We start from the raw sequence: 22947 nt of genomic DNA, 5'->3' as shown, positions 1-22947 counted from the left end.
CTGGAGACGGATCAACAGTAGTTCGCCTCGGCGGCATCGAGATAGACCTGCGCCACCTGTTCGGTGGTGAGGCCGATATCCGATGTCGCCGAGGCGAACTGCGCCATCGGGGTCAAATGCGCGAGGATCGTGGCCTCGTCGGTGCCCTCGGACCGTTGACCGCAGATGCCGTTGGCCAGCGCCATCACCGTGTCGTCGGGCATCGCCGGTATGCCGGACTCGATCAGCGCCTCCTTGTAGCGCAGGCCACGCGCGTCCAGGTGTGATGCGGACGTAGTGGACGCAGGCGGGGCCGTCGGCGGCGGGCCGGAGGCAGTGGCCTCCGAGCACGCGGTCAGCACGATCGTGGTGAGGGCGAGCCCACACGCGATCAGCCGACCGCGACCGCCCGGTGTCACGACAGGATCCCGACCTCGGCCGGACCGAGTTCGGACAGCACCGCGGGCAACGCCTTCGTGTGCACCACACCGAGTCGTTGCGTCGCGCGGGTCAGGGCGACGTAGAGGTCGTTCATTCCCCGCGGCGACTCGTCGAGAATGTCCTGGGGCTCGGCGATGAGCACCGAGTCGAACTCCAACCCCTTGACGTCCCGCACCGTCAGGACGCTGACGGTGTCCGACTTCAGATCGGCCAGTGCGGCGACGAGGTCGTGGCCCCCGATCACGACAGTGGTGCCCGGTCCCGATTCCCGGGACACGCAGGTGCGCACCGTGTCCGCGAGCTCGGATTCGGACACCTGCAGTGCCCATGGTGCGAAACCGGATTCGCGCACCGACCGCGGCACGGTCTGCTCGGCGTCGATCTCGGCGAGAACTCGCCGTGCCGACGTCATGATCTCCGCCGGAGTGCGGTAGTTGACGGTCAGTTCCGTGAGCTTCCACCGTGCGGCCACGTACGGCTCGAGGATCCGTTGCCACGACGACGTTCCCGCCGGGTCGCCGGTCTGCGCCGTGTCGCCGACGAGCGTCATCCAACGATTCGGTATGCGCCGCATCAGCATTCGCCAGGCCATCTCCGAGAGTTCCTGCGCCTCGTCGACGATGACGTGGCCGTAGGTCCAGGTTCGGTCGCCCGCTGCGCGCTCCGCGGTGGTCTGATGCTGTCCCACGTCGTGGCGTTCGGCCAGCTGGCTGGCGTCGATCAGGTCGTACGCCATCAGAATTTCCGGGTCCAGCTCGTCCTCGAGATCCTGCGGCGCCGAACCTGTCAGGATGTCCAGGGCGCCCTGGGCGTCCGCGATCTGCGCTCGCCACTGGCGGCGGGCGCGTTCCCGTTCGGCGGCGTCGTCGACGCCGAGCAGTTCAGCCAATTCGTCGAGGAGTGGCGCGTCGGCGGCGCTGAAGCCGCGCATGACGGGGCGTCGCAACGACTCACGTTGCGTTTCGGTCAGATTCGGGGCGGCGTCGGCCAGTCGTTTCGGCGACGCATACAGCTCGGCGAGGACCTGCTGCGGCGACAATTCCGGCCACAGCGCGCTGATCGCCGTCATGATCTCCGGGTCTTCACGCATCTCGTCCCGCATGTCGGCGATGTCGTCCCGGCTCAGCAGGTTCCCGCCGTCGACGACGTTGGCGCCCAGTGTGTCCGCGAGTTGCTGGGCGAGCGCCTCGATGACCGACGAGACGAAGATGGGCCGGGCCAGGTTGTGCGGGCGCCGCGACGACCTCGCCCGGCCACGAGCGCGGGTGACGACTTTGCGGTCGAGGGTGATCCGGTAGGTGTCGAAGGTCAGCTCGACGGGACGCGACGGCACTTCCTGCCGATCCCGGACCGCCTTCTTGAGCACGCCCAGTATGTCGAGCGAGCCCTTGATCTCGCCGGCGTCGAGGCTGTCCTCGACGGTGGCGCGGACACCGGGGTAGAGGTCGCCGATGGTCGAGAGCAGCACACCGGTCTCGCCCAGCGAGGGCAGCACCTGGCCGATGTAGTCGAGGAATGTGGCATTGGGGCCGATGATGAGGACGCCGGCCTTCGCGAGCTGCTGCCGGTAGGTGTAGAGCAGGTAGGCGGCGCGGTGCAGCGCGACCGCGGTCTTGCCGGTTCCCGGTCCTCCCTGGACCACCAGCACACTCTTGTGCTCCGACCGGATGATGGCGTCCTGCTCACCCTGGATGGTCTCGACGATGTCGTTCATCTGACCGGTGCGGGCGGCGTTGAGCGCGGCGAGCAGTGCACTTTCACCCGCGACGCCGTCCGAGCCGGTGATCGTGCCCGCGGCCTCCGCCGCCGCCAGATCCAGATACTCGTCGTTGACGGCCGTCACTCGGCGGCTTCGCGTCCGGATGTGCCGTCGACGGGAGACGCCGTCGGGGGCTGCGGGGGTGGCGAGGTAGAACGGGCGGGCTAGGGGCGCACGCCAATCGAGGAGCATCGTCTCGTAGTCGTTCTCCTCGTCGAGGATTCCGAGTCGGCCGATGTAGCGGTGCTCGCCGTCGAGATCGATGCGCCCGAAGCACAGCCCGTTCTCGGCGGCGTCGTACTTGGCGAGGTCTTCGGTGTAGAGCTGGTTGAACGACTCCCGCTCGCTGCGGGCCTGCGGGGTCCCGCCGGTTTCGAGCAGTACACGGCTCAGCCGGTTCGCCGCGTATTGGCGAAGGCCGTCCAGTCGGGTGTAGAGCATCGTCACGTACTGCTGCTCGAGCTCGCGCTCGTCGCGTGACGTGTCCTCGTCGGGCAAGAGGTCTCCTTGACTGGTTCGGCTGCAACCGGATCGGCTGCAAAAGTGCCTGGACAGTCTAGTCGGCCCCGGAGGCCGCCCGCTGATATTGCAGGTCAGGGGCGGTCTCCGGGGCCGATCAGATCGATTATCCGGCGCAGGTCGGCGCCGCGACTCGGGGGTCAGTGGGACAGTTCGTCCCGCTTCGCTCGGGCCTTCTCGAGCGCGGCTTCCGCTTGCTTGCGGGCCCGCTTGCTCAGCACCTCGCCGCGTTCTGCGGCGGTGCCGGCCCATTCGCCGCCCTTTTCGCGGGCGACCTCGGCCCACTCCGGGCCGCGTTCCTTCGCGACGTCGACGAGTTCCGCTCCGCGTTCCTTCGCCAGTTCGACGAGTTCCGCGCCGCGCTCCTTGGCGACCTCGGCCCATTCGGAGCCGTGTTCCTTCGCGACCTCGGCCCATTCGGAGCCGTGTTCCTTCGCGACGTCCGCCCACTCGGGGCCGCGATCCGCCGCTACCTTCGCGAATTCGGCGCCACGGTCTTTCGCGACCTCGAGGATTTCGGACCCGCGCTCGGCGGCCTCACCGGACAGGATGCGTGCGCGCTCCGACGCCGCAGCCAACGCCTCCCCGATCTCGGGACCGTGATGGTCGTGACCCGATCCGAGCGGCAGAGCCGCGGCCACGGCCTCCTGTGCGTGCCGGGCGGCGCGACGGCCACGCCAGCCGAGGGACGGCTTGCCCTCGGTGTCGACGGCGGCGATCAGCAGTCCGCCGAGCAGGCTGACATTCTTGAGGAACTGAGTGCGCTGCGCCGCCTTCTTCGCCGGGTCGTTCTCGTTCCAGAAGTCGTGCCCCACAACGGTAGTGGGCACCAGGCTGCCGGCCAGTGCGAGCGATGCGAGTCGCGGCGCCTTCCCGGTGGCGAGAAGCACTCCGCCGCCGATCTGCACGGCGGCGTTGATCTTGACCAACGTCTCCGGGTCGGACGGGATCTTCTGCGTGACGGACTCGGGAAGCGTTTCTGTGGACTTGTCGATCAGTGGTGCGGCGGCCTGTGCTCTCTGCGCCGGATTTCGAAGTGCATCGATCCCTCCGCTGATGAAGACTGCGGACAGCAGTGGGCGAGCGATACGACGGACAAGCATTCCTGGCCTCCCAATCTCGAGTTCTCCCGTCTCACACTAACGAGAGTTCAGGGCAGTCGTCGGCGTACGACGATGTTGCCGAACCGACGGGCTGCCCATTCACCAGTACCCAGGGAGGCCGATCGCCAATCGTGGACCGTCCGGTGCGCAATCGGCGATCGGATGCGGTCACCAGCCGCGCGCGCGCCACTCCCCGAGGTGGGGGCGTTCGGCGCCGAGGGTGGTGTCGTCACCGTGGCCGGGGTAGACGACCGTGTCGTCGCCGTAGCGGTCGAAGAGCTTGGTTTCGACGTCGGAGAGCAGTGATGCGAACTTGCCGGCGTCGGCGGTCTTGCCCACGCCGCCGGGGAAGAGGGAGTCGCCGGTGAAGAGGTGGGTGCGTCCGCCGCCGGCCTCGGTGAGTGCGAGCGCGACGGAACCGGGGGTGTGGCCGGCGAGATGGATCACGTCGAGGGTGACGTCGCCGACGGTGACCGTGTCACCGTCTTCCAGGAGACGGTCGGGCCGGACGGGCAGTGCGTCGGCGTCGAGTGGATGCGCGGCGGTGTCCACGCGGGTGGCGGCCGCGACGTCCTCGAGCGCCAGCCAGTGGTCGCCGTGCTGGTGCGTGGTGACGATCAGTTCGAGGGAGGGAGCGTGTTCGTCGATCAACTGGTTGACGCGGTCCGCCTCGTTGGCGGCGTCGATGAGGACGGATTTTCCGGTTGTGGAACAGACGACCAGGTACACGTTGTTGTTCATGGGGCCGACGGACATCTTCGTGATCGTGGCTCCCGGAACCGTGCGACGCTGTGGCGCCGAACCGGGGGAGACGTGGCCGGTGTACGAGTCTTCTATCACCATGGGCTGCTCGGTCATGATGGGGAGGCTACCGTCGAATACAGGCAGGTGAGTGGCAGGGCGGCCATCCGTCCCACAGAACGTGTCGGTGCCCCGGCTTACCATGGCACGGCCAGAGGGCCCAGCGTTCATGCGCGTCCTCGGCTGTCGAACAATGAAGGGACTTGGAGTGGCGGATCGCCTTATCGTGCGGGGTGCCCGTGAGCACAATCTGCGAGGGGTCGATCTCGATCTGCCCCGCGACAGCCTGATCGTGTTCACCGGGCTGTCGGGCTCGGGCAAGTCGAGTCTTGCGTTCGACACGATCTTCGCCGAGGGCCAGCGACGCTATGTCGAGTCGCTGTCGGCGTACGCGCGCCAGTTCCTCGGTCAGATGGACAAGCCCGACGTCGACTTCATCGAAGGTCTGTCGCCTGCGGTGTCCATCGACCAGAAGTCGACCAACCGCAACCCGCGGTCGACGGTCGGCACCATCACGGAGGTCTACGACTATCTCCGTCTGCTGTACGCCCGGGCGGGCACCGCCCATTGCCCGGTGTGTGGCGAGCAGATCGCGCGGCAGACGCCGCAGCAGATCGTCGACCAGGTCCTCGACATGGAGGAAGGCACCCGCTTCCAGGTGCTCGCTCCCGTCGTGCGTACCCGCAAGGGTGAATTCGTCGACCTGTTCGACCAGCTCAACATGCAGGGCTACTCGCGTGTGCGGGTCGACGGCGTGGTGCATCCGCTCTCCGATCCGCCGAAGCTCAAGAAGCAGGAGAAGCACGACATCGAGGTCGTCGTCGACCGCCTCACTGTCAAGGCCGGCTCCAAGCAGCGGCTCACCGACTCCGTCGAGACCGCGCTGCGGTTGGCGGAGGGCATCGTCGTCCTCGACTTCGTCGATCGCGAAGAGGACGCCGCGGACCGGGAACGCCGATTCTCGGAGAAGCTGGCGTGCCCGAACGGCCACGCTCTCTCCATCGACGACCTCGAACCCCGGTCGTTCTCGTTCAACTCCCCGTACGGCGCCTGCCCCGAGTGCACGGGTCTCGGAATTCGCAAGGAGGTCGACCCCGACCTCGTGGTCCCCGACCCCGAGCTGTCCCTCGAGGACGGAGCCATCGCGCCGTGGTCGATGGGGCAGAGTTCCGAATACTTCGGCCGCCTGCTGTCCGGGCTCGGCGACATTCTCGGCTTCGATATGAAGACGCCGTGGAACAAGCTGCCCGCGAAGGCACGCCGGGCGATCCTCGAGGGCAGTGAGGAGCAGGTCCACGTCCGGTACAAGAACCGGTACGGGCGTACCCGTTCCTACTACGCCGAGTTCGAGGGCGTCATGCCCTTCCTGCACCGCCGCCTCGAGCAGACCGAGTCGGACCAGATGAAGGAACGCTACGACGGCTACATGCGAGACACCCCCTGTCCCGCATGTGGCGGCGCGCGTCTGCGCCCCGAGATTCTGTCGGTCACGATCGCGAACGAGAAGTTCGGCATGAAGTCGATCGCCGAGGTCTGTGAATTGTCGATCTCCGATTGCGCCGACTTCCTGAACAGCCTCACGCTGGGCAGTCGCGAGGAGGCCATCGCCGGTCAGGTGCTCAAGGAAGTTCAGGCACGTCTCGGCTTCCTGCTCGACGTCGGCCTCGAATACCTGTCGCTCGCCCGCGCCGCCGGGACCCTGTCCGGTGGTGAGGCGCAGCGTATCCGCCTCGCCACTCAGATCGGCTCGGGCCTGGTGGGCGTCCTGTACGTGCTCGACGAACCGTCGATCGGTCTGCATCAGCGCGACAACCGGCGTCTCATCGAGACCCTGACGCGCCTGCGCGACCTCGGGAACACGCTCATCGTGGTCGAGCACGACGAAGACACCATCCGCACGTCCGACTGGGTGGTCGACATCGGACCGCTCGCCGGCGAACACGGAGGCAAGGTCGTCCACAGCGGGCCGTACGAGGAACTGCTCGACTGCGAGGAATCCCTCACCGGGGCCTACCTGTCGGGCCGCAGTCACATCGAGATTCCGGCCATCCGCCGGCCGGTCGATCGCAAGCGGCAGGTCACGGTCATCGGTGCGCGCGAACACAACCTCGGGGGCATCGACGTCAGCTTCCCGCTGGGCGTGCTCACGTCGGTCACCGGTGTGTCCGGGTCCGGTAAGTCGACGCTCGTCAACGACATCCTCGCGACGGTGATGGCGAACAAGCTCAACGGCGCCCGCCAGGTGCCGGGCAGGCACACCCGCATCAACGGGCTCGACCAGCTGGACAAGCTCGTGCAGGTCGACCAGTCGCCGATCGGCCGCACCCCGCGGTCCAACGCGGCCACCTACACCGGGGTGTTCGACAAGATCCGCACCCTGTTCGCCGCCACCACCGAGTCGAAGGTGCGCGGCTACCAGCCGGGCCGGTTCTCGTTCAACGTCAAGGGCGGCCGGTGCGAGGCCTGCTCCGGCGACGGCACGTTGAAGATCGAGATGAACTTCCTTCCCGACGTGTACGTGCCGTGCGAGGTCTGCCACGGCGCCCGGTACAACCGCGAGACCCTCGAGGTCCACTACAAGGGCAAGACCATCGCCGAGGTGCTGGACATGCCGATCGAGGAGGCCGCGGAGTTCTTCGAGCCCATCACCTCGATCCACCGCTACCTCAAGACCCTGGTCGAGGTCGGTCTCGGGTACGTGCGGCTCGGTCAGCCCGCACCCACGCTGTCCGGTGGTGAGGCGCAGCGCGTGAAGCTCGCCGCCGAGCTGCAGAAACGGTCGACGGGCCGCACGGTGTACATCCTCGACGAGCCCACGACCGGTCTGCACTTCGAGGACATCCGCAAGTTGCTCGGGGTCGTCAACGGGTTGGTCGACAAGGGCAACACGGTGATCGTGATCGAGCACAACCTCGACGTGATCAAGACCTCCGACTGGGTGGTCGACATGGGGCCCGAGGGCGGGTCCGGCGGCGGCACCGTCGTCGCGCAGGGCACCCCGGAGGAGGTGGCGCAGGTTCCGGAGAGTTACACGGGTCGGTTCCTGGAAAACGTCCTCGAGGTGCCGGCGCCTCCCGCTGCGGCGAAGTCGAAGGCGTCCAAGTCGTCGTCGCGGAAGCCCGCTTCGACGAAGAAGACTGCCGCGGCCGCCACGGCGACACCGCGCAAGCGGGCGCCGAAGAAGGCCGCAGCAGTCAGCTGAGTTCGGTCAGTCCCTCGCGGCCGCGTCGATCGCGGTCGCGAGGTCCGCGGGCCGCGACCACATCGGCCAGTGGCCGGTCGGCAGATCGACGTAGTCGACCTTCGCGATCTGCGCGAGTTCGGCGGCCATCGGATGACCCGCGCCGGCCATCTGCTGGATGACCTCCGACGGGAAGCTCGTGCAGATCACCGTGGTCGGCACGTCCAGACGGCTGCTGTCGACGAGTTCGAGCCTGTCCCTCGCCGGGCCGGCCGGTTCGGGCACTGCGCGGCTGCGAAATATCTCGAGCGTGGCGTCGTCCAGCCCGTCGAGGCTGCTGCCTTCGGCCTCGAGTTCGGACCACGACGGAAGCGGGATCTCGGTGACCGAAGCGTCGAGATCCTCCCGGAGCGCGGTGCCGGTCTGCAGCGGTCCCGAGTCGACGTAGACGATGCGGGCCAGTCGGTCGGGCACCCGATCGCTCGCCGCGTAGGCCACCGGACCCGCACCGCTGTGCGCCACGAGCACCACCCGCTCCGACGACGGTGTGGCCGCGACGGCGTCCGCGATCGCGGAGATGTGATCGTCCAGTCGGATGCCTGCACGGTCGCTGTCCGCGGAGTCGAGTCCGGGCAAGGTCACCGCGGTGACGTGGTGTCCTCGCCGGACCAGGTCGGAAGCCACTGCCTCCCAAGCCCATGCGCCGAGCCAGAATCCGGGAGCCAGGATGATGTGAGTGCCTGTGCTGTCGTGTGCTTCGCTTGTCTGGGTCATGAGACAAGAGTGAACCCGTAACGGTGACAACTGCGTGTCACCGTATGTGTCACAGTCGCGTAACGGAATCGGTCGGCGAGAATCGGAACTTTGCCGCGGTCGTTCGGCAGACTGCCCTCATGGACCGTCCAGCCCGCCTCCACGCCCTGACGGAAGAACTGCGCCGCGCGGGGAACCGGGGCCGGACCGCGGAGCAGTTGGCGGCGCAGTTCGAGGTGACCACCCGGACGATCAAGCGGGACATCGCCGTGCTGCAATCCTCGGGCGCCCCGATCCGGGCCACTGCCGGGCCGGGCGGGGGATACGGGATCATCGGGAACGGCACGTTGCCACCGGTGAATTTCACTCCCGCTCAAGCGGTCTCGGTGGCGTTGGCCCTCACGGCGTTTCGCGATGCGCCGTTCGCGACCGACGGCCGGGCCGCGCTGGCCAAACTGCTCGACGTGATGGACGCCGAGTCGAGGGAGCGAGTGGAGCGACTCGGCGCGAAGGTGTGGATCCGGCGAGACGCCGACACGGCGAGCGCGGAACCACGCATCCGCCGCGTCGTCGAGGACGGCGTGCAGCGCGAGCTGATGGTGTCGCTCCGGTATGTGGACCGGGACGGTGAGCGCACCGAACGCGTCGTCGAACCGCACCTTCTCGCTTACACGAGGGGATCGTGGTTCGTCGTCGCGTGGTGTCTGAGCCGCGCGGGTGTGCGGTGGTTCCGGCTGGATCGGGTGTCCGACGCCACCCTCACCGGCCGGTCGTTCGTCCCACGCGATCCGAGCCTCTTCGGCGAACCGCCGGCCGACGCGCGCAGCGTGTTCGAACGGTGAGATTCGATCAGAGCGCGCGGGCGGCGGCCACGGATCGGTCCAGCAACGAGACGAGAACCGACTCGTCGACGTCGGCGAGCTTCTTGACGTAGAGGCAGCCTTGCCGAGTGTGTGCGTGCCGAGGGTAGCGAGTTCGGCCTCGTGCTCGGTGAAGTCGAGCGAGAGGTACAGGGTGAGTGCCGCGGCCCGGGGCGAGAAGCCGATCAGTGCGGTATCGCCCTCGTGTCCGCTGGCGTACCTGTAGTGGCGGGAGCCGAACCCGACGATGCTCGTGCCCCACATCGCGGCGGGCTCTCCGCTCGCGGCGGTGAGCAGTTCCACCAGTCGTGCGCTGTCGGCGCGCTTGACCGGGTCGGCGATCGTGGCGAGGAACTCGTCGACGCCGGCGGGCGTCCGCGCGGTCTTGTTGCGGCTCGCCATGTCAGTACACGGGGCCGGTGTACTTCTCGCCTGGACCCTTGCCCGGCTCGTCCGGGTGCGACGACGCTTCGCGGAACGCGCGCTGCAGCGCCTGGAGGCCTTCCCGGACCGGTCCCGCGTGCGGTCCGAGGTACTCGATGGACGCGGTCACCAGGCCGGCGAGGGCGGTGATGACCCGCCGGGCCTCGTCGAGGTCGCGGTGGGGGCTGGAGTCGGGGTCGGCGTCGGAGAGGCCCAGTTTCTCGGCTGCCGAACTCATGAGCATGACCGCGGCGCGGCTGATGACCTCGACCGAGGGAACGTCGGCCAGTTCCCGGACGTCGGTATTCTGGTCACCGCCGGTCAGGGTGCCGTCGTTCGGGGTGTCATCGATGTTGTCCGTCATGCCTTAGAGGATTCCACCAGCGTCCGCCGGCACAACGTCCCGGTATCGATTAGCTCACGGCGTGCGCAAATGTTACCCTTGACGCAACGACCGCCTTCGGATTTGTCGGGGGCAGCAAGTGGAGTCCGACTCCCACCTCTGCGCGGCAGGTAAAACTGCAGTTCAGTGGTCCGGTCGCTCGGTCCGAGGCTACTCGGTTCGAGTTCCTCGAGTGTGAGGAGACGAGGGATCGGCGTGAGCCGTGAGTTCGTCTGATCGGTCGACATCGGGCCCCGCATGGTGAGAGTCATTCACCGCAGCGGGGCTTTTTTGTTGGGAATCCGGGCGTACGGGCTGCTGGCGGTCTCGAGACAAGACCGTTCAACCTAGGAGGCCCCATCAGCACTGAGACCCGCATCAACGATCGCATCCGAGTTCCCGAGGTCCGCCTCGTCGGACCCGGAGGTGAACAGGTTGGCATCGTGCGTGTTGAAGATGCACTCCGCTTGGCCCTCGAGGCCGATCTCGACCTGGTCGAGGTGGCCCCCGACGCTCGCCCGCCGGTCTGCAAGATCATGGACTACGGCAAGTTCAAGTACGAGGCCGCGCAGAAGGCGCGTGAGTCGCGCAAGAACCAGCAGCTCACGGTCATCAAGGAGCAGAAGCTCCGCCCCAAGATCGACGATCACGACTACGAGACGAAGAAGCGCAACGTCGTGCGCTTCCTCGAAGCCGGATCCAAGGTCAAGGTCACGATCATGTTCCGCGGACGTGAGCAGTCGCGTCCGGAGCTCGGATTCCGGCTGCTGCAGCGTCTCGGTGCAGACGTGGCGGATCTCGGGTTCGTGGAGACGTCCGCCAAGCAGGATGGTCGAAACATGACGATGGTGCTCGCTCCGCACAAGGGCGCGAAGACCCGTGTGAAGGCGCAGGAAAGCGCCGCTGCGCCGCCGGCGCAGCGGGCAACTCCCGCGCCGGCCGCGCCGGCACAGGCTCCTGCGGAGCAGGCGGGCGACAGTGCGCCCGGCGAAGCGCCGACCAGCTAGTCCGACTACACCAGCACGACCCGGATCACCGTCCGGATACAGAGAACTGAGGACTCCATGCCCAAGTCGAAGACCCACAGCGGCACCGCGAAGCGATTCAAGGTGTCCGGCAGCGGAAAGATCCTGCGCCAGAAGGCCGGTCGCCGCCACCTGCTCGAGCACAAGGCCACGAAGGTGACCCGTCGCCTCGATGGCGTGGCTGTCGTCAGCAAGGCTGACACTCCTCGCATCAAGCGCCTGCTCGACATCTGAGTCGACACCCTTTTACTGACCACCCGGGGCAGCTCACCGCCCCAAGATTGACAGGATTTTTCAGTGGCACGCGTAAAGAGGGCGGTAAACGCCCAGAAGAAGCGTCGTTCGATTCTCGAAGCCTCCAGCGGCTACCGCGGACAGCGCTCGCGCCTGTACCGCAAGGCGAAGGAACAGCAGCTCCACTCGCTGACCTACGCCTACCGTGACCGTCGCGCGCGCAAGGGTGACTTCCGCAAGCTGTGGATCACGCGTATCAACGCTGCTGCACGGGCGAACGACATCACGTACAACCGCCTGATCCAGGGTCTGCGTCTGGCCGAGATCGAGGTCGACCGCAAGAACCTCGCCGAGCTGGCCGTTTCCGACGCGGCGGCATTCGCCGGCCTCGTGGCCCTCGCCAAGGCGGCGCTCCCGGCGGACGTGAACGCTCCGGCCGGAGAAGCAGCCTGAGTCTCGCAGCACCCCGGCCTTCAGAGCCTCGGAAACGACCCGTGGACCCGCTCACCGAGCGCACCCCACGGGTCGTTTCTGCTGTCAAGCTGCTGCGCACCGCGGAACGCCGCAAGGTGGGGCGATTCCTGGTGGAGGGCGAGAACTCCGTCGGCGAGGCACTCGACACCCGCCCCGTACACGACCTCTTCTACACCGAGGACGCGGAGCAGCGGTACTCGCGGCTGATCGACCGGGCACACACGGCGGGCGTCCGGACGTCGCTGGTGACGGACCGGGCGGTCCGAGCTCTCAGCGACACGGTGACCCCGCCGGGTCTCGTCGCGGTGTGCGATCTCCTCGACGTTCCGCTGGCGGAGGCGATAGGCCCCGGAACTCGTCTGCTCGCGGTTCCGGTCGCGGTCGCGGAGCCCGGTAACGCGGGGACCGTCATCCGGGTCGCGGACGCGGTGGGCGCGGACGCGGCGATTCTCGCGGGCGACAGCGTCGACCCGCACAACGGCAAATGTGTCCGGGCGTCCGCCGGAAGCCTCTTCCACCTTCCCGTCGTGCGTGAACGGGACACCGCTGCAGTCCTCGACAGCATCAGCGCGGCGGGAATTCAACTGCTCGCCACGGCGGCCGACGGCGAAGTCGATCTGGACGATGCCGACGAACTGCTGGCCCGCCCCACGGCGTGGCTGTTCGGGAACGAGGCCCACGGCCTCGACGCAGCCACCTCGGCGCGAGCCGATCACCGTGTCCGGATTCCGATCCACGGTCGAGCCGAGAGCCTCAACCTGGCGACGGCGGCGTCGATCTGCCTGTATTCGAGCGCGCGGGTCCAGAACCGCAAGCGAACCGACAGCTGAAACGGCGAAAATCGGATCGCATAGGATTTGACGGCGAGCTGTTTCGGTTTCGTCGAGAGTGTTGACTGAAAGAACTTAAGGAGTGGCACCGGTCGTGGCTAAAAAAGAGGGCGCTGCCTCCACGGGGGTCGAAGGCGGCGCGGTCGATGCGAGTGCGCTCACCGAGGACGCTCTGACTGCGGCGGCGGAGAGCGCCGAGAAGGCGTTCGCGTCGGCGGCGGATCTCGACGACCTGGCGAAGGCCAAGGTCGAGCACATGGGTGACAAGTCGCCGATCGCCCTCGCCCGCCGCGGACTCGGAGCCCTCCCGGGCAAGGAGAAGGCCGACGCAGGCAAGCGCGTGAACGTCGCCCGCACCCGGATCAGTGCGGCGTTCGACGAGCGCCGCGCCGTCCTGCTCGCCGAGCGCGACGCGGCCGTCCTCGTGGCCGAGGCCATCGACGTGACCCTGCCGTCGCAGCGTCAGCCGGTAGGCGCCCGCCACCCGATCAGCATCATCTCCGAGCAGGTCGAGGACGTGTTCGTGGCGATGGGCTGGGAGGTCGCCGAGGGCCCGGAGGTGGAGACCGAGCACTTCAACTTCGATGCCCTCAACTTCCTGCCCGATCACCCCGCGCGGACGATGCAGGACACGTTCCACATCGCACCGGAGGGCTCGCGCCAGGTGCTCCGCACGCACACGTCGCCGGTACAGGTGCGCACGATGCTCTCGCGCGAGGTGCCGATCTACGTGGTGTGCCCGGGGCGGACGTTCCGCACCGACGAACTCGACGCGACCCACACCCCGGTCTTCTCTCAGGTGGAGGGACTCGCCGTCGACAAGGGCCTCACCATGGCTCACCTGCGCGGGACACTCGACGCGTTCGCCCGCGCACTGTTCGGTCCCGAGACCCGCACCCGGATGCGCCCGAACTACTTCCCGTTCACGGAACCGTCCGCCGAGGTGGACGTCTGGTTCCCGAACAAGAAGGGCGGCGCAGGCTGGGTCGAGTGGGGCGGCTGCGGAATGGTCAACCCGAATGTGCTGCGCGCTTCCGGAATCGACCCCGACGTGTACACCGGGTTCGCGTTCGGCATGGGGCTCGAGCGCACACTCCAGTTCCGGAACGGGATCCCGGACATGCGCGACATCGTCGAGGGCGACGTGCGATTCACACTGCCCTTCGGTGTCCAGGGCTGACCCTGCGTCACCCGGATCCCGTCCACCACAGTCACGACATTTTCACGAACGAGAGAGCTGAGCAGACGTGCGAGTAGCGCAATCCTGGCTGACCGAGATCCTGCAGCGTGCCACCCCGGACTGGGACGTCACCGCCGAGGAACTCGACGCAGGTTTCGTCCGGGTCGGGCTCGAGGTCGAGGAAGTCGACCGGCTCGAGCCCGTCGACGGCCCCCTCGTGGTCGGCAAGGTTCTCGAGATCACCGAGCTCACCGAGTTCAAGAAGCCGATCCGCTTCTGCAAGGTCGATGTGGGGGCGGCCGAGCCGCAGGGCATCGTGTGCGGCGCCCGGAACTTCGACGTAGGCGACCTCGTGGTGGTCGCACTCCCCGGCGCAGTCCTTCCCGGTGGTTTCGCCATCGCGTCCCGCAAGACGTATGGGCAGGTCTCCGACGGGATGATCTGCTCGGTGGCCGAACTCGGCATCGGCAAGGACCACTCGGGCATCCTCGTCCTCGAGCCGGGCACCGCGCTCCCCGGCGCGGACGCCAACGAGTTGATGGGCCTGCACGACACGGTCATCGAACTCAACATCACCCCGGACCGCGGCTACTGCTTCTCCATCCGTGGGCTCACCCGTGAACTGGCGTGCGGGTTCGACCTCGACTTCGCCGACCCGGCGTCGGTGGCGCCGTACCCGGCGGAGGGGGAGGCGTGGCCGATCCGCGTCGAGCCGGAGTCGAAGGCGACGCGTTTCGCGGCCCGCCGGGTGACGGGTATCGATCCGAAGGCGGTCAGCCCGTGGTGGCTGCAGCGCCGGTTGCTGCTGTCGGGGGTCCGCCCGATCTCGCCGGCCGTCGATGTCACCAACTACGTTCTGCTCGAACTGGGCCAGCCGTTGCACGCGTTCGATGCCGCGAAGATCAGCGGCGAACTCGTCGTGCGCCGCGCGGTGGCGGGGGAGAAACTGACCACTCTCGACGAGACCGAGCGCGTCCTCGACCCCGAGGACGTCGTGATCGCCGACGATTCGGGCGTCCTGTCGCTGGCCGGGATCATGGGTGGCGCGTCCACCGAGGTCGGCTCGGAAACCACCGACATCCTGCTCGAGGCGGCCACCTGGGATCCGCTCGCGGTGTTCAAGACCGCGCGCAGGCACAAGCTGTCGACTGAGGCCGGCAAGCGTTTCGAGCGTGTGGTCGACCCCGAGATCCCCGTGGCGGCACTGGACCGGGCGGCCGCGCTGCTCGTCGACATCGCCGGCGGGCGGGTCGATCCGGCGCTCACCGACATCGGTGAGGTCACCCCGCACGAGCCCATCCGCATGGACATCGACCTCCCCGACCGCGTGGCGGGTGTCGACTACCCCAACGGCACCGCTGCACGCCGGCTCACGCAGATCGGCTGCAACGTGGAGGTCGGGGTCAGCGACAGCGGACACGGTCAGCTCGTCGCCGGCCCGCCGTCGTGGCGGCCCGATCTGGTGCAGCCCGCCGACCTGGTGGAGGAGGTGCTGCGCCTCGAGGGGCTCGAGAAGATTCCGTCGGTGCTGCCCGCAGCCCCCGCGGGTCGTGGGTTGACTCCGGCGCAGCGCCGCAAGCGCGCCGTCGGCCGGGCCCTGGCGTTCTCTGGATACGTCGAGATCCTGCCTCCGGTCTTCCTGCCCACGGCGATCTTCGACACGTGGGGGCTGGATCCCGAGGATCCGCGCAGGAACACCAGCAGGGTGCTCAACCCGCTCGAATCCGATCGGCCGGAACTGCCCACCACGTTGCTGCCCGGACTTCTCGAGGTCCTCGCCCGCAACGTTTCCCGCGGTCAACGCGACCTGTCGCTGTTCGGCATCGCGCAGGTCGTGCTGCCCGGTGCGGACACCAAGCCGGTCGAGGCGCTGCCGGTGGACCGGCGCCCGACCGACGAGCAGATCACGGCACTGCTGCAGTCGTTGCCGGATCAGCCGGTGCACGTGGCGGCGGTGCTCACGGGGCAGCGTGAGCCGAGCGGTCCGTGGGGCGCGGGCCGAGCGGCCGACGCCACCGACGCGTTCGCCGCCGCCCGGACGGTCGCTGCCGCTGCCGGTGTCGAACTGGAGTTCCGCGCGACGCAGTACCTGCCGTGGCACCCGGGTCGCGGCGCGGAGCTGCTCGTGAACGGTGTCGTCGTCGGACACGCGGGCGAGTTGCATCCCGCCGTGCTCGAGCGCGCCGGACTTCCCCCGCGGACGAGTGCCGTGGAGATCGATCTGGACGCCCTGCCGCTGGTGGAGAACCTGCCCGCGCCGAAGGTCTCGCCCTTCCCCGCGGTCCTTCAGGACGTGGCGGTCGTGGTCGACGCCGCGGTACCCGCCGCCGAGGTCCAGGCGGCCCTGCGGTCGGGCGGAGGGGAGCTGCTCGAGGACATCCGGCTGTTCGACGTGTTCGAAGGTGAGCAGGTCGGGGAGGGCCGGAAGTCGCTGGCGTTCGCGCTGCGATTCCGCGGCGTCGACCGCACCCTGACCGAGGACGAGGCGAGCGCCGCCCGCGACGCCGCGGTGGCTGCGGCGTCCGCTGCCGTGGGTGCCGAACTGCGCAGCTGACCCGTAGCCTGGGTGGAGGGCCAGGGACGGTGAGGAGCGGTGCGATGACCGAAGTGCGCGACGTCGTGGCGGCGGCGAGTCAGTTGACCGACGCCGAGTTCCTCCAGGTGGTGCGTGCGGTGGCCGCGGGTCGTCCGGGCCTCGGGGCGCTCCTCGCGGCGGTGGACGTGGGCGCGGCGATTCCGGCCGAGGATCCGGTGACCGCGGAGGTCGTGCCCCACATCGCACCGGATGTGCCCGAGCCGGACTACACGCCGGGTGGGGTCCCGACGTTCGACCGGGTGCGTGAGCGGATCGAGGGACGGTTCGGGACGGCGATGGGCTCCTCCGAACTCGCGCACGACAGCCCGTCGGGGCAGTCGCTGGACGAGGCGTGGGAGAAGCGGGAGAAGGCTGGTAAGGCCAAGCTCGACGAGATTCGGCGGTCGCTCGGCAAGCAGTGACCACGGATTGCGGCCCGTCGAGAGACCGCGGTGTGTATTAGCTTGCATGATGATGCATAATCAATCGTATGACTGAGCACGCGGGAAAACCGATCAGGATTGCCGTCGCCGGCGCGAGCGGATACGCCGGTGGCGAAGTGCTGCGTCTGCTGCTGGGGCACCCGTCGTATGCGGACGGTTCGCTCGTCATCGGCGCGCTCACAGCCGGCGGCAACGCCGGATCGACTCTGGGCTCGCACCATCCGCACCTGCTTCCCCTCGCCGACCGAGTGCTCGAGGACACCACCGTCGAGACGCTCGCCGGACACGACGTGGTGTTTCTCGGTCTGCCGCACGGTAATTCGGCGCAGTACGCGAAGGCGCTGCCCGAGTCCACGGTCATCATCGACTGCGGCGCCGACTTCCGGCTGACGAACGCCGAGGATTGGGAGCGGTACTACAAGAGCCCGCACGCGGGTAGCTGGCCGTACGGGCTACCGGAACTCCCGGGTGCCCGCGAGAAACTCGTCGGCGCCACCCGCATCGCCGTCCCCGGGTGCTTCCCGACGGTGTCGAGCCTGGCGATGGCTCCGGCGGTCGCGGCGGGTGTCGTCGAACCGCGGGTCACGATCGTCGCCGTCACCGGCGCCTCCGGCGCGGGACGCGCACCCAAGGCCGATCTGCTCGGCTCCGAGGTGATGGGTTCGGTCCGTGCCTACGGTGTCGGCGGCGTGCACCGCCACACCCCGGAGATCATCCAGAACCTCTCCGAACTCGCCGGTGAGCGCGTCACCGTGTCGTTCACCCCCGTGCTGGCGCCGATGCCGCGCGGCATCCTCGCCACGTGCACCGCGGCCACCACCGCGTCCGAGGACGAGGTGCGCGCGATCTACGAAAAGGCTTACGCGGACGAGCCGTTCGTGCACGTGCTGCCCCGGGGCGTGCTGCCACAGACCGGTGCCGTCGTCGGATCGAACGCGGTCCAGATCGCGGTGACGGTCGACGCCGACGCCGGTCAGATCGTCGTGGTCGCGGTGATCGACAACCTTGCGAAGGGCACCGCCGGGGGAGCGGTGCAATCGATGAATCTTGCGCTTGGACTACCCGAGACCGCCGGTCTCTCGACAGTGGGAGTTGCCCCGTGAGCAGTGACAGCACGATCGATCCGCATCCGACCCGGGAGGTCGCCGGCGGCACCCTGGTCCGAACCCAGGGAGTGTCGGGGCCCGCGGGCTTCCGCGCGGCCGGGATCAAGGCGGGTATCAAGGCGAGCGGCAACGCCGACCTGGCTCTCGTCGTCAACGAGGGACCCGAGCTTGCAGCGGCGGGCGTCTTCACCGCGAACAAGGTGAAGGCCGCCCCCGTGCTGTGGTCGCAACAGGTGCTCACCACGGGCAGGCTGCGCGCCGTCGTGCTCAATTCCGGTGGGGCCAACGCGTGCACGGGTGCAGGCGGGTTCCAGGACGCGCACAAGACGGCCGAGGAAGTGGCGTCCGCGCTGAGCAACTGGGGAACCGAGACCGGCGCCGTCGAGGTCGCGGTGTGTTCCACCGGACTGATCGGGGACCGCCTGCCCATGGACAAGGTCCTGGCCGGTGTCACGGAGGCCGTGCACGAGCTCGCCGGGGGAATCTCGGGTGGCACCGACGCCGCGTACGCGATCATGACCACCGACACGGTGCCGAAGCAGGCCGCCCTGCACCATGCGGACAAGTGGAACGTGGGCGGAATGGCGAAGGGCGCAGGCATGCTGGCCCCCGCGCTGGCGACGATGCTGTGCGTGGTGACGACCGACGCCGTCGCGACCGCCGCGCAACTCGACGCCGCGCTGCGGGCGGCCACCCGGGTGACGTTCGACCGGCTGGACGTCGACGGCGCCACGTCGACCAACGACACGGTGCTGCTGCTCGCGTCCGGTGCGAGCAACGTGACACCGACCCAGGAAGAACTGAACGCGGCTGTGACGGCCGTCTGCGACGATCTGGCCGATCAGATGATGGCCGACGCGGAGGGCGTCACCAAGCGGGTGCGGGTCACGGTCAGCGGCGCCCTCAGCGAGGACGACGCCCTGATCGGCGCCCGGACGGTGGCGCGGGACAGCCTCGTCAAGACGGCGCTGTTCGGATCCGACCCCAACTGGGGCCGGGTGCTCGCCGCAATCGGCATCGCGCCGATCGAACTGGACCCCGACAAGATCTCGGTGTCATTCAACGGCGCCCCCGTCTGCATCGACGGCGTCGGCGCACCGGGTGCGCGGGACGTGGACCTGAGCGACATCGACATCTCCCTCGACATCGACCTCGGTCTCGGCGAACACGCGGTGACCATCCGGACCACCGACCTCTCGCACGCGTATGTCGAAGAGAACTCGGCGTATTCGTCATGACAGTGACCAGCGAGGCACTCAGCGGCGTCACCGATCACCAGAAGGCGCACGTCCTGGCGGAGGCGCTACCGTGGCTGCAGCAGTTCCGCGACAAGGTCGTCGTCGTGAAGTACGGCGGCAACGCCATGATCGACGACGCGTTGAAGACGGCGTTCGCGGCCGACATGGCGTTCCTGCGGACGGTCGGAATTCAGCCGGTCGTCGTGCACGGCGGCGGCCCCCAGATCAATGCCATGCTCGGAAAGCTCGGCATGACAGGTGAATTCAAAGGCGGCTTCCGCGTCACCACCCCCGAGGTCATGGACGTCGTCCGGATGGTGCTGTTCGGTCAGGTCGGCCGCGAACTGGTCGGATTGATCAATGCGCACGGACCGTACGCCGTCGGCATCTCCGGCGAGGACGCGCACCTGTTCACCGCCACCAAGCGCACCGTGATGGTCGAGGGCACGCCGACCGACATCGGTCTCGTCGGCGACGTCACGACGGTGAACCCGGAGGCGGTCCTCGATCTGATCCGTGCGGGCCGAATTCCCGTGGTGTCCACCATCGCCCCCGACTCGGACGGTGTGGTGCACAACATCAACGCGGACACCGCCGCCGCAGCGCTCGCCGAGGCCATCGGCGCCGAGAAGCTCGTGGTCCTCACGGATGTCGAAGGGCTGTACACGAACTGGCCGGACCGCGATTCGCTGGCCACCGAGATCGACGTGGACGCGCTCGCGCAACTGCTGCCCAGCCTCGACGCCGGCATGGTGCCGAAGATGGAGGCCTGCCTGCGCGCGGTCCGCGGCGGCGTGCCCACCGCGCACGTCATCGACGGCCGTGTCGCCCATTCCGTTCTGCTCGAACTGTTCACCGGCGAGGGCATCGGCACGATGGTCACGCCCGGCCCGACTTCACCTACCGAGGGAGTTGCCTCATGACCGGAACCCCGGAACTCCAGCAGCGCTGGTCCGGCGCTCTGATGAACACGTACGGCGTCCCCCGGGTGGCACTCACGCGCGGGCAGGGAGCGGTGCTGACCGACGCCGACGGCAAGGAGTACGTCGACTTCCTCGCCGGCATCGCCGTCAACATCCTCGGACACGCCCACCCGGCGATCATCGAGGCCGTCACCACGCAGTTGTCGACCCTCGGGCACGTGTCGAACCTGTACGCCAGCGAGCCGGCGATCGAACTGGCCGAGAAGCTGCTCTCCCATCTGGGCGCCCCCGGACGTGTATTCCTGTGTAATTCCGGCACGGAGGCCAACGAGGCGGCGTTCAAGCTCGCGCGGGCCACGGGACGATCGAAGATCATCGCCGCGGAGAACTCCTTCCACGGCCGCACGATGGGTGCTCTCGCGCTCACCGGCCAGGCCGCCAAGCGCGCGCCGTTCGAGCCGATGCCCCCGGGCGTCGAGCACGTGCCGTACGGCGATCTCGACGCACTCGACCGCGCCGTCGACGCCGACACCGCGGCCGTGTTCCTGGAGCCGATGATGGGTGAAGGCGGTGTCGTCGTTCCGCCGGAGGGGTACCTCGCGGGCGCACGGCAGATCACCGCCGATCGCGGCGCCCTGCTCGTGCTCGACGAAGTGCAGACCGGGATCGGCCGCACGGGCTGGTTCTACGCACATCAGGCGGTCGGGATCGTGCCCGACGTCATGACCCTCGCGAAGGGTCTCGGTGGCGGGATGCCGATCGGCGCGTGCATTGCGACCGGCGCGGCCGCGGACCTGTTCGGGCCGGGCAAGCACGGCACGACGTTCGGCGGGAACCCCGTCTGCGCGTCGGCGGCGCTCGCCGTGCTGCGGACGATCGCCGAAGACGACCTCATCTCCCGCGCCGACACGCTCGGCAAGTCGCTGTCGGCCGGTATCGAAGGTCTCGGACATCCGTTGATCGACCACGTCCGCGGGGCCGGGCTGCTGCTCGGCATCGTCCTGACCCAGGACGTGGCCCCCGCGGTGGAGAACTCCGCGCGCGAGGCCGGATACCTGATCAACGCCGCACAACCGGGCGTCGTCCGGCTGGCTCCGCCCCTGGTCCTCACGGACGATCAGGCCGAAGGATTCGTCGCGGCGCTGCCCGCGATTCTCGACAACGCGCAATCGGCCGCTCAGCCGGGAAAGCAGTGACGACCGTGGTGAAACACTTTCTCCGGGACGACGACCTCACCCCTGCACAGCAGGCTGAGGTCCTCGAGCTCGCCGCCAGGCTGAAGAAGGCCCCATTCGCGGAGCGCCCGCTCGAAGGCCCCCGCGGGGTCGGCGTGATCTTCGAGAAGAATTCGACGCGTACCCGGTTCTCGTTCGAGATGGGCATCGCCCAGCTCGGCGGTCACGCGATCGTCGTCGACGGGCGCAGCACCCAGCTCGGCCGTGAGGAGACGCTGCAGGACACGGGCCGCGTCCTGTCGCGGTACGTCGACGCCGTGGTGTGGCGCACGTTCGGGCAGAAGCGGCTCGAGGCGATGGCGTCGGGCGCCGACGTCCCGATCGTCAACGCGCTGTCCGACGAGTTCCACCCGTGCCAGGTCCTGGCCGACCTGCAGACGCTCGTGGAGCGGAAGGGTTCGCTGAAGGGACTGAAGCTCACCTACCTCGGCGACGGCGCCAACAACATGGCGCACTCACTGATGCTGGGCGGTGTGACCGCAGGCGTCGACGTGACCATCGCCAGCCCCGAGGGGTTCGCACCGCTGCCGTGGGTGGTCGAGGCGGCCCGCGCGCGGGCGGGCGAGACCGGCGCGACCATCACCCTCAGCGGTGACCCGCAGACGGCGGTCGTCGGCGCGGACGCACTCGTCACCGACACCTGGACGTCGATGGGCCAGGAGAACGACGGGCTCGACCGGGTCGGTCCGTTCCGCCCGTTCCAGATCAACGAGGCGCTCCTCGCGAAGGCCGACGCCGACGCGGTGGTCCTGCACTGCCTGCCCGCCCACCGCGGGGAGGAGATCACCGACGAGGTTCTCGACGGACCGCAGAGCGTCGTCTGGGACGAGGCGGAGAACCGGCTGCACGCGCAGAAGGCCCTGCTCGTGTGGCTGCTGGCGCAGCGAGCCGGGGACCGTCCGTGAGTGCGGCACCCCCGCAGCGTGCAGGTGCGGCTCAGCCGCAGCGTGCAGGTGCGGCTCAGCCGCAGCGCGCCGCCAACGCGGCGACGGCACCCACTCGGGCGGGACGGCAGGCGCGCATCGTCGCGATCCTGTCGAACAACCCCGTCCGCAGCCAGACCGAACTCGCGGCGCTGCTCGCGGCCGAGGGCATCGACGCCACCCAGGCCACGCTGTCGCGAGACCTCGAAGAACTGGGTGCCGTGAAACTTCGCGCCGCAGACGGCGGCGCCGGGGTCTACGTGGTGCCCGAGGACGGAAATCCCGTCCGCGGCGTCTCCGGCGGAACCGACCGGCTGTCGCGGTTGCTGGGGGAGTTACTGGTGTCGACCGATGCCAGTGGCAACATGGCGGTGCTGCGAACTCCCCCGGGGGCAGCGCACTATCTGGCGAGTGCACTCGATCGGGCATCATTACCTGACGTCGTGGGAACCATCGCGGGGGATGACACCATTCTCGTGGTGGCACGCGAGCCGCTGAGCGGGGCGGAACTCGCGGCCAAGATCGAATCCCTCGCCTGACAACTGAATCATCTCTACAGA

The 22947-nt window shown here is 68.4% G+C and carries 21 protein-coding genes and 1 pseudogene; 15 read left to right on the top strand and 7 right to left on the bottom strand.

Annotation, left to right across the window (positions count from 1 at the left end):
- Positions 1-11 precede the first annotated feature (11 nt).
- From FND50_RS22830 to FND50_RS22815, 4 genes are all read right to left on the bottom strand, one after another.
- Entirely contained in the window at positions 12-398 is a 387-nt protein-coding gene (locus tag FND50_RS22830) for a DUF732 domain-containing protein (protein WP_144287210.1), read from the bottom strand.
- Positions 395-2677 (bottom strand): ATP-binding domain-containing protein, encoded by a 2283-nt coding sequence (locus tag FND50_RS22825; RefSeq protein ID WP_144287209.1) that lies wholly within the window; start codon positions 2675-2677, stop codon positions 395-397. Before FND50_RS22825 ends, FND50_RS22830 begins: the two co-directional genes overlap by 4 nt.
- Before the next feature lie 161 nt (positions 2678-2838).
- A complete protein-coding gene (locus FND50_RS22820) occupies positions 2839-3801 on the bottom strand; it encodes a DoxX family protein (RefSeq protein ID WP_144287208.1) in 963 nt (320 codons plus the stop codon).
- Positions 3802-3969: 168 nt separating this feature from the next.
- The gene (locus FND50_RS22815) at positions 3970-4659 is read right to left on the bottom strand and encodes an MBL fold metallo-hydrolase (protein ID WP_144287207.1); all 690 of its coding nucleotides are present in this window, start codon (positions 4657-4659) and stop codon (positions 3970-3972) included.
- Positions 4660-4810: 151 nt separating this feature from the next.
- On the opposite strand from FND50_RS22815, the gene uvrA reads away from it, so the two are divergent.
- Positions 4811-7804 carry an excinuclease ABC subunit UvrA gene (gene uvrA, locus FND50_RS22810; protein WP_186301128.1) on the top strand — a complete coding sequence of 998 codons (2994 nt, stop codon included), beginning with the start codon at positions 4811-4813 and terminating at the stop codon, positions 7802-7804.
- A 6-nt stretch (positions 7805-7810) separates the two neighbouring features.
- Here uvrA and FND50_RS22805 read toward each other — a convergent pair whose 3' ends face one another.
- On the bottom strand, positions 7811-8557 hold the full coding sequence (locus tag FND50_RS22805) for an alpha/beta fold hydrolase (RefSeq protein WP_065491612.1): 747 nt from the start codon (positions 8555-8557) through the stop codon (positions 7811-7813).
- A gap of 119 nt (positions 8558-8676) precedes the next feature.
- Between FND50_RS22805 and FND50_RS22800 the strand changes: the two genes are divergently transcribed.
- The gene (locus tag FND50_RS22800; RefSeq protein WP_144287205.1) at positions 8677-9378 is read left to right on the top strand and encodes a YafY family protein; all 702 of its coding nucleotides are present in this window, start codon (positions 8677-8679) and stop codon (positions 9376-9378) included.
- Positions 9379-9385: 7 nt separating this feature from the next.
- Here the strand turns inward: FND50_RS22800 and FND50_RS37635 are convergent.
- Both FND50_RS37635 and FND50_RS22790 read right to left on the bottom strand, forming a co-directional pair.
- Positions 9386-9798, bottom strand: a pseudogene (locus tag FND50_RS37635) (DUF1801 domain-containing protein).
- Position 9799: 1 nt separating this feature from the next.
- Positions 9800-10183 carry a DUF1844 domain-containing protein gene (locus tag FND50_RS22790; protein ID WP_186301127.1) on the bottom strand — a complete coding sequence of 128 codons (384 nt, stop codon included), beginning with the start codon at positions 10181-10183 and terminating at the stop codon, positions 9800-9802.
- A 377-nt stretch (positions 10184-10560) separates the two neighbouring features.
- Between FND50_RS22790 and infC the strand changes: the two genes are divergently transcribed.
- From infC to FND50_RS22725, 13 genes are all read left to right on the top strand, one after another.
- Positions 10561-11208 (top strand): translation initiation factor IF-3, encoded by a 648-nt coding sequence (infC, locus tag FND50_RS22785; RefSeq protein WP_144287204.1) that lies wholly within the window; start codon positions 10561-10563, stop codon positions 11206-11208.
- Between the two features lie 57 nt (positions 11209-11265).
- Entirely contained in the window at positions 11266-11460 is a 195-nt protein-coding gene (rpmI, locus tag FND50_RS22780; protein WP_005247390.1) for a 50S ribosomal protein L35, read from the top strand.
- A gap of 63 nt (positions 11461-11523) precedes the next feature.
- Positions 11524-11913, top strand: a complete 390-nt coding sequence (rplT, locus tag FND50_RS22775) for a 50S ribosomal protein L20 (RefSeq protein ID WP_005247385.1) — start codon at positions 11524-11526, stop codon at positions 11911-11913.
- Between the two features lie 41 nt (positions 11914-11954).
- Positions 11955-12764, top strand: coding sequence for an RNA methyltransferase (locus FND50_RS22770; protein ID WP_005247382.1), 810 nt, complete (start codon positions 11955-11957; stop codon positions 12762-12764).
- A 94-nt stretch (positions 12765-12858) separates the two neighbouring features.
- A complete protein-coding gene (gene pheS, locus FND50_RS22765; RefSeq protein ID WP_037204920.1) occupies positions 12859-13944 on the top strand; it encodes a phenylalanine--tRNA ligase subunit alpha in 1086 nt (361 codons plus the stop codon).
- A 67-nt stretch (positions 13945-14011) separates the two neighbouring features.
- Positions 14012-16498 (top strand): phenylalanine--tRNA ligase subunit beta, encoded by a 2487-nt coding sequence (gene pheT, locus FND50_RS22760; protein ID WP_144287203.1) that lies wholly within the window; start codon positions 14012-14014, stop codon positions 16496-16498.
- 44 nt (positions 16499-16542) lie between these two features.
- Positions 16543-16941 (top strand): hypothetical protein, encoded by a 399-nt coding sequence (locus tag FND50_RS22755; protein ID WP_005260418.1) that lies wholly within the window; start codon positions 16543-16545, stop codon positions 16939-16941.
- A gap of 68 nt (positions 16942-17009) precedes the next feature.
- A complete protein-coding gene (argC, locus tag FND50_RS22750; RefSeq protein WP_005247372.1) occupies positions 17010-18065 on the top strand; it encodes an N-acetyl-gamma-glutamyl-phosphate reductase in 1056 nt (351 codons plus the stop codon).
- The gene (argJ, locus tag FND50_RS22745) at positions 18062-19306 is read left to right on the top strand and encodes a bifunctional glutamate N-acetyltransferase/amino-acid acetyltransferase ArgJ (protein WP_144287202.1); all 1245 of its coding nucleotides are present in this window, start codon (positions 18062-18064) and stop codon (positions 19304-19306) included. Before argC ends, argJ begins: the two co-directional genes overlap by 4 nt.
- The gene (gene argB / locus FND50_RS22740) at positions 19303-20229 is read left to right on the top strand and encodes an acetylglutamate kinase (protein ID WP_144287201.1); all 927 of its coding nucleotides are present in this window, start codon (positions 19303-19305) and stop codon (positions 20227-20229) included. The genes argJ and argB overlap by 4 nt, the downstream gene beginning before the upstream one ends.
- Positions 20226-21425, top strand: coding sequence for an acetylornithine transaminase (locus FND50_RS22735; protein ID WP_005247366.1), 1200 nt, complete (start codon positions 20226-20228; stop codon positions 21423-21425). The genes argB and FND50_RS22735 overlap by 4 nt, the downstream gene beginning before the upstream one ends.
- The gene (gene argF / locus FND50_RS22730) at positions 21422-22369 is read left to right on the top strand and encodes an ornithine carbamoyltransferase (protein ID WP_144287200.1); all 948 of its coding nucleotides are present in this window, start codon (positions 21422-21424) and stop codon (positions 22367-22369) included. Before FND50_RS22735 ends, argF begins: the two co-directional genes overlap by 4 nt.
- On the top strand, positions 22366-22926 hold the full coding sequence (locus tag FND50_RS22725; protein WP_005260422.1) for an arginine repressor: 561 nt from the start codon (positions 22366-22368) through the stop codon (positions 22924-22926). Before argF ends, FND50_RS22725 begins: the two co-directional genes overlap by 4 nt.
- Positions 22927-22947: the final 21 nt, after the last annotated feature.

Origin of the sequence: Rhodococcus sp. WB9 (genome assembly GCF_007558985.1) — a bacterium.
Lineage (GTDB): Bacteria > Actinomycetota > Actinomycetes > Mycobacteriales > Mycobacteriaceae > Rhodococcus_F > Rhodococcus_F opacus.
This window is presented reverse-complemented; position numbering and strand designations above follow the sequence as displayed.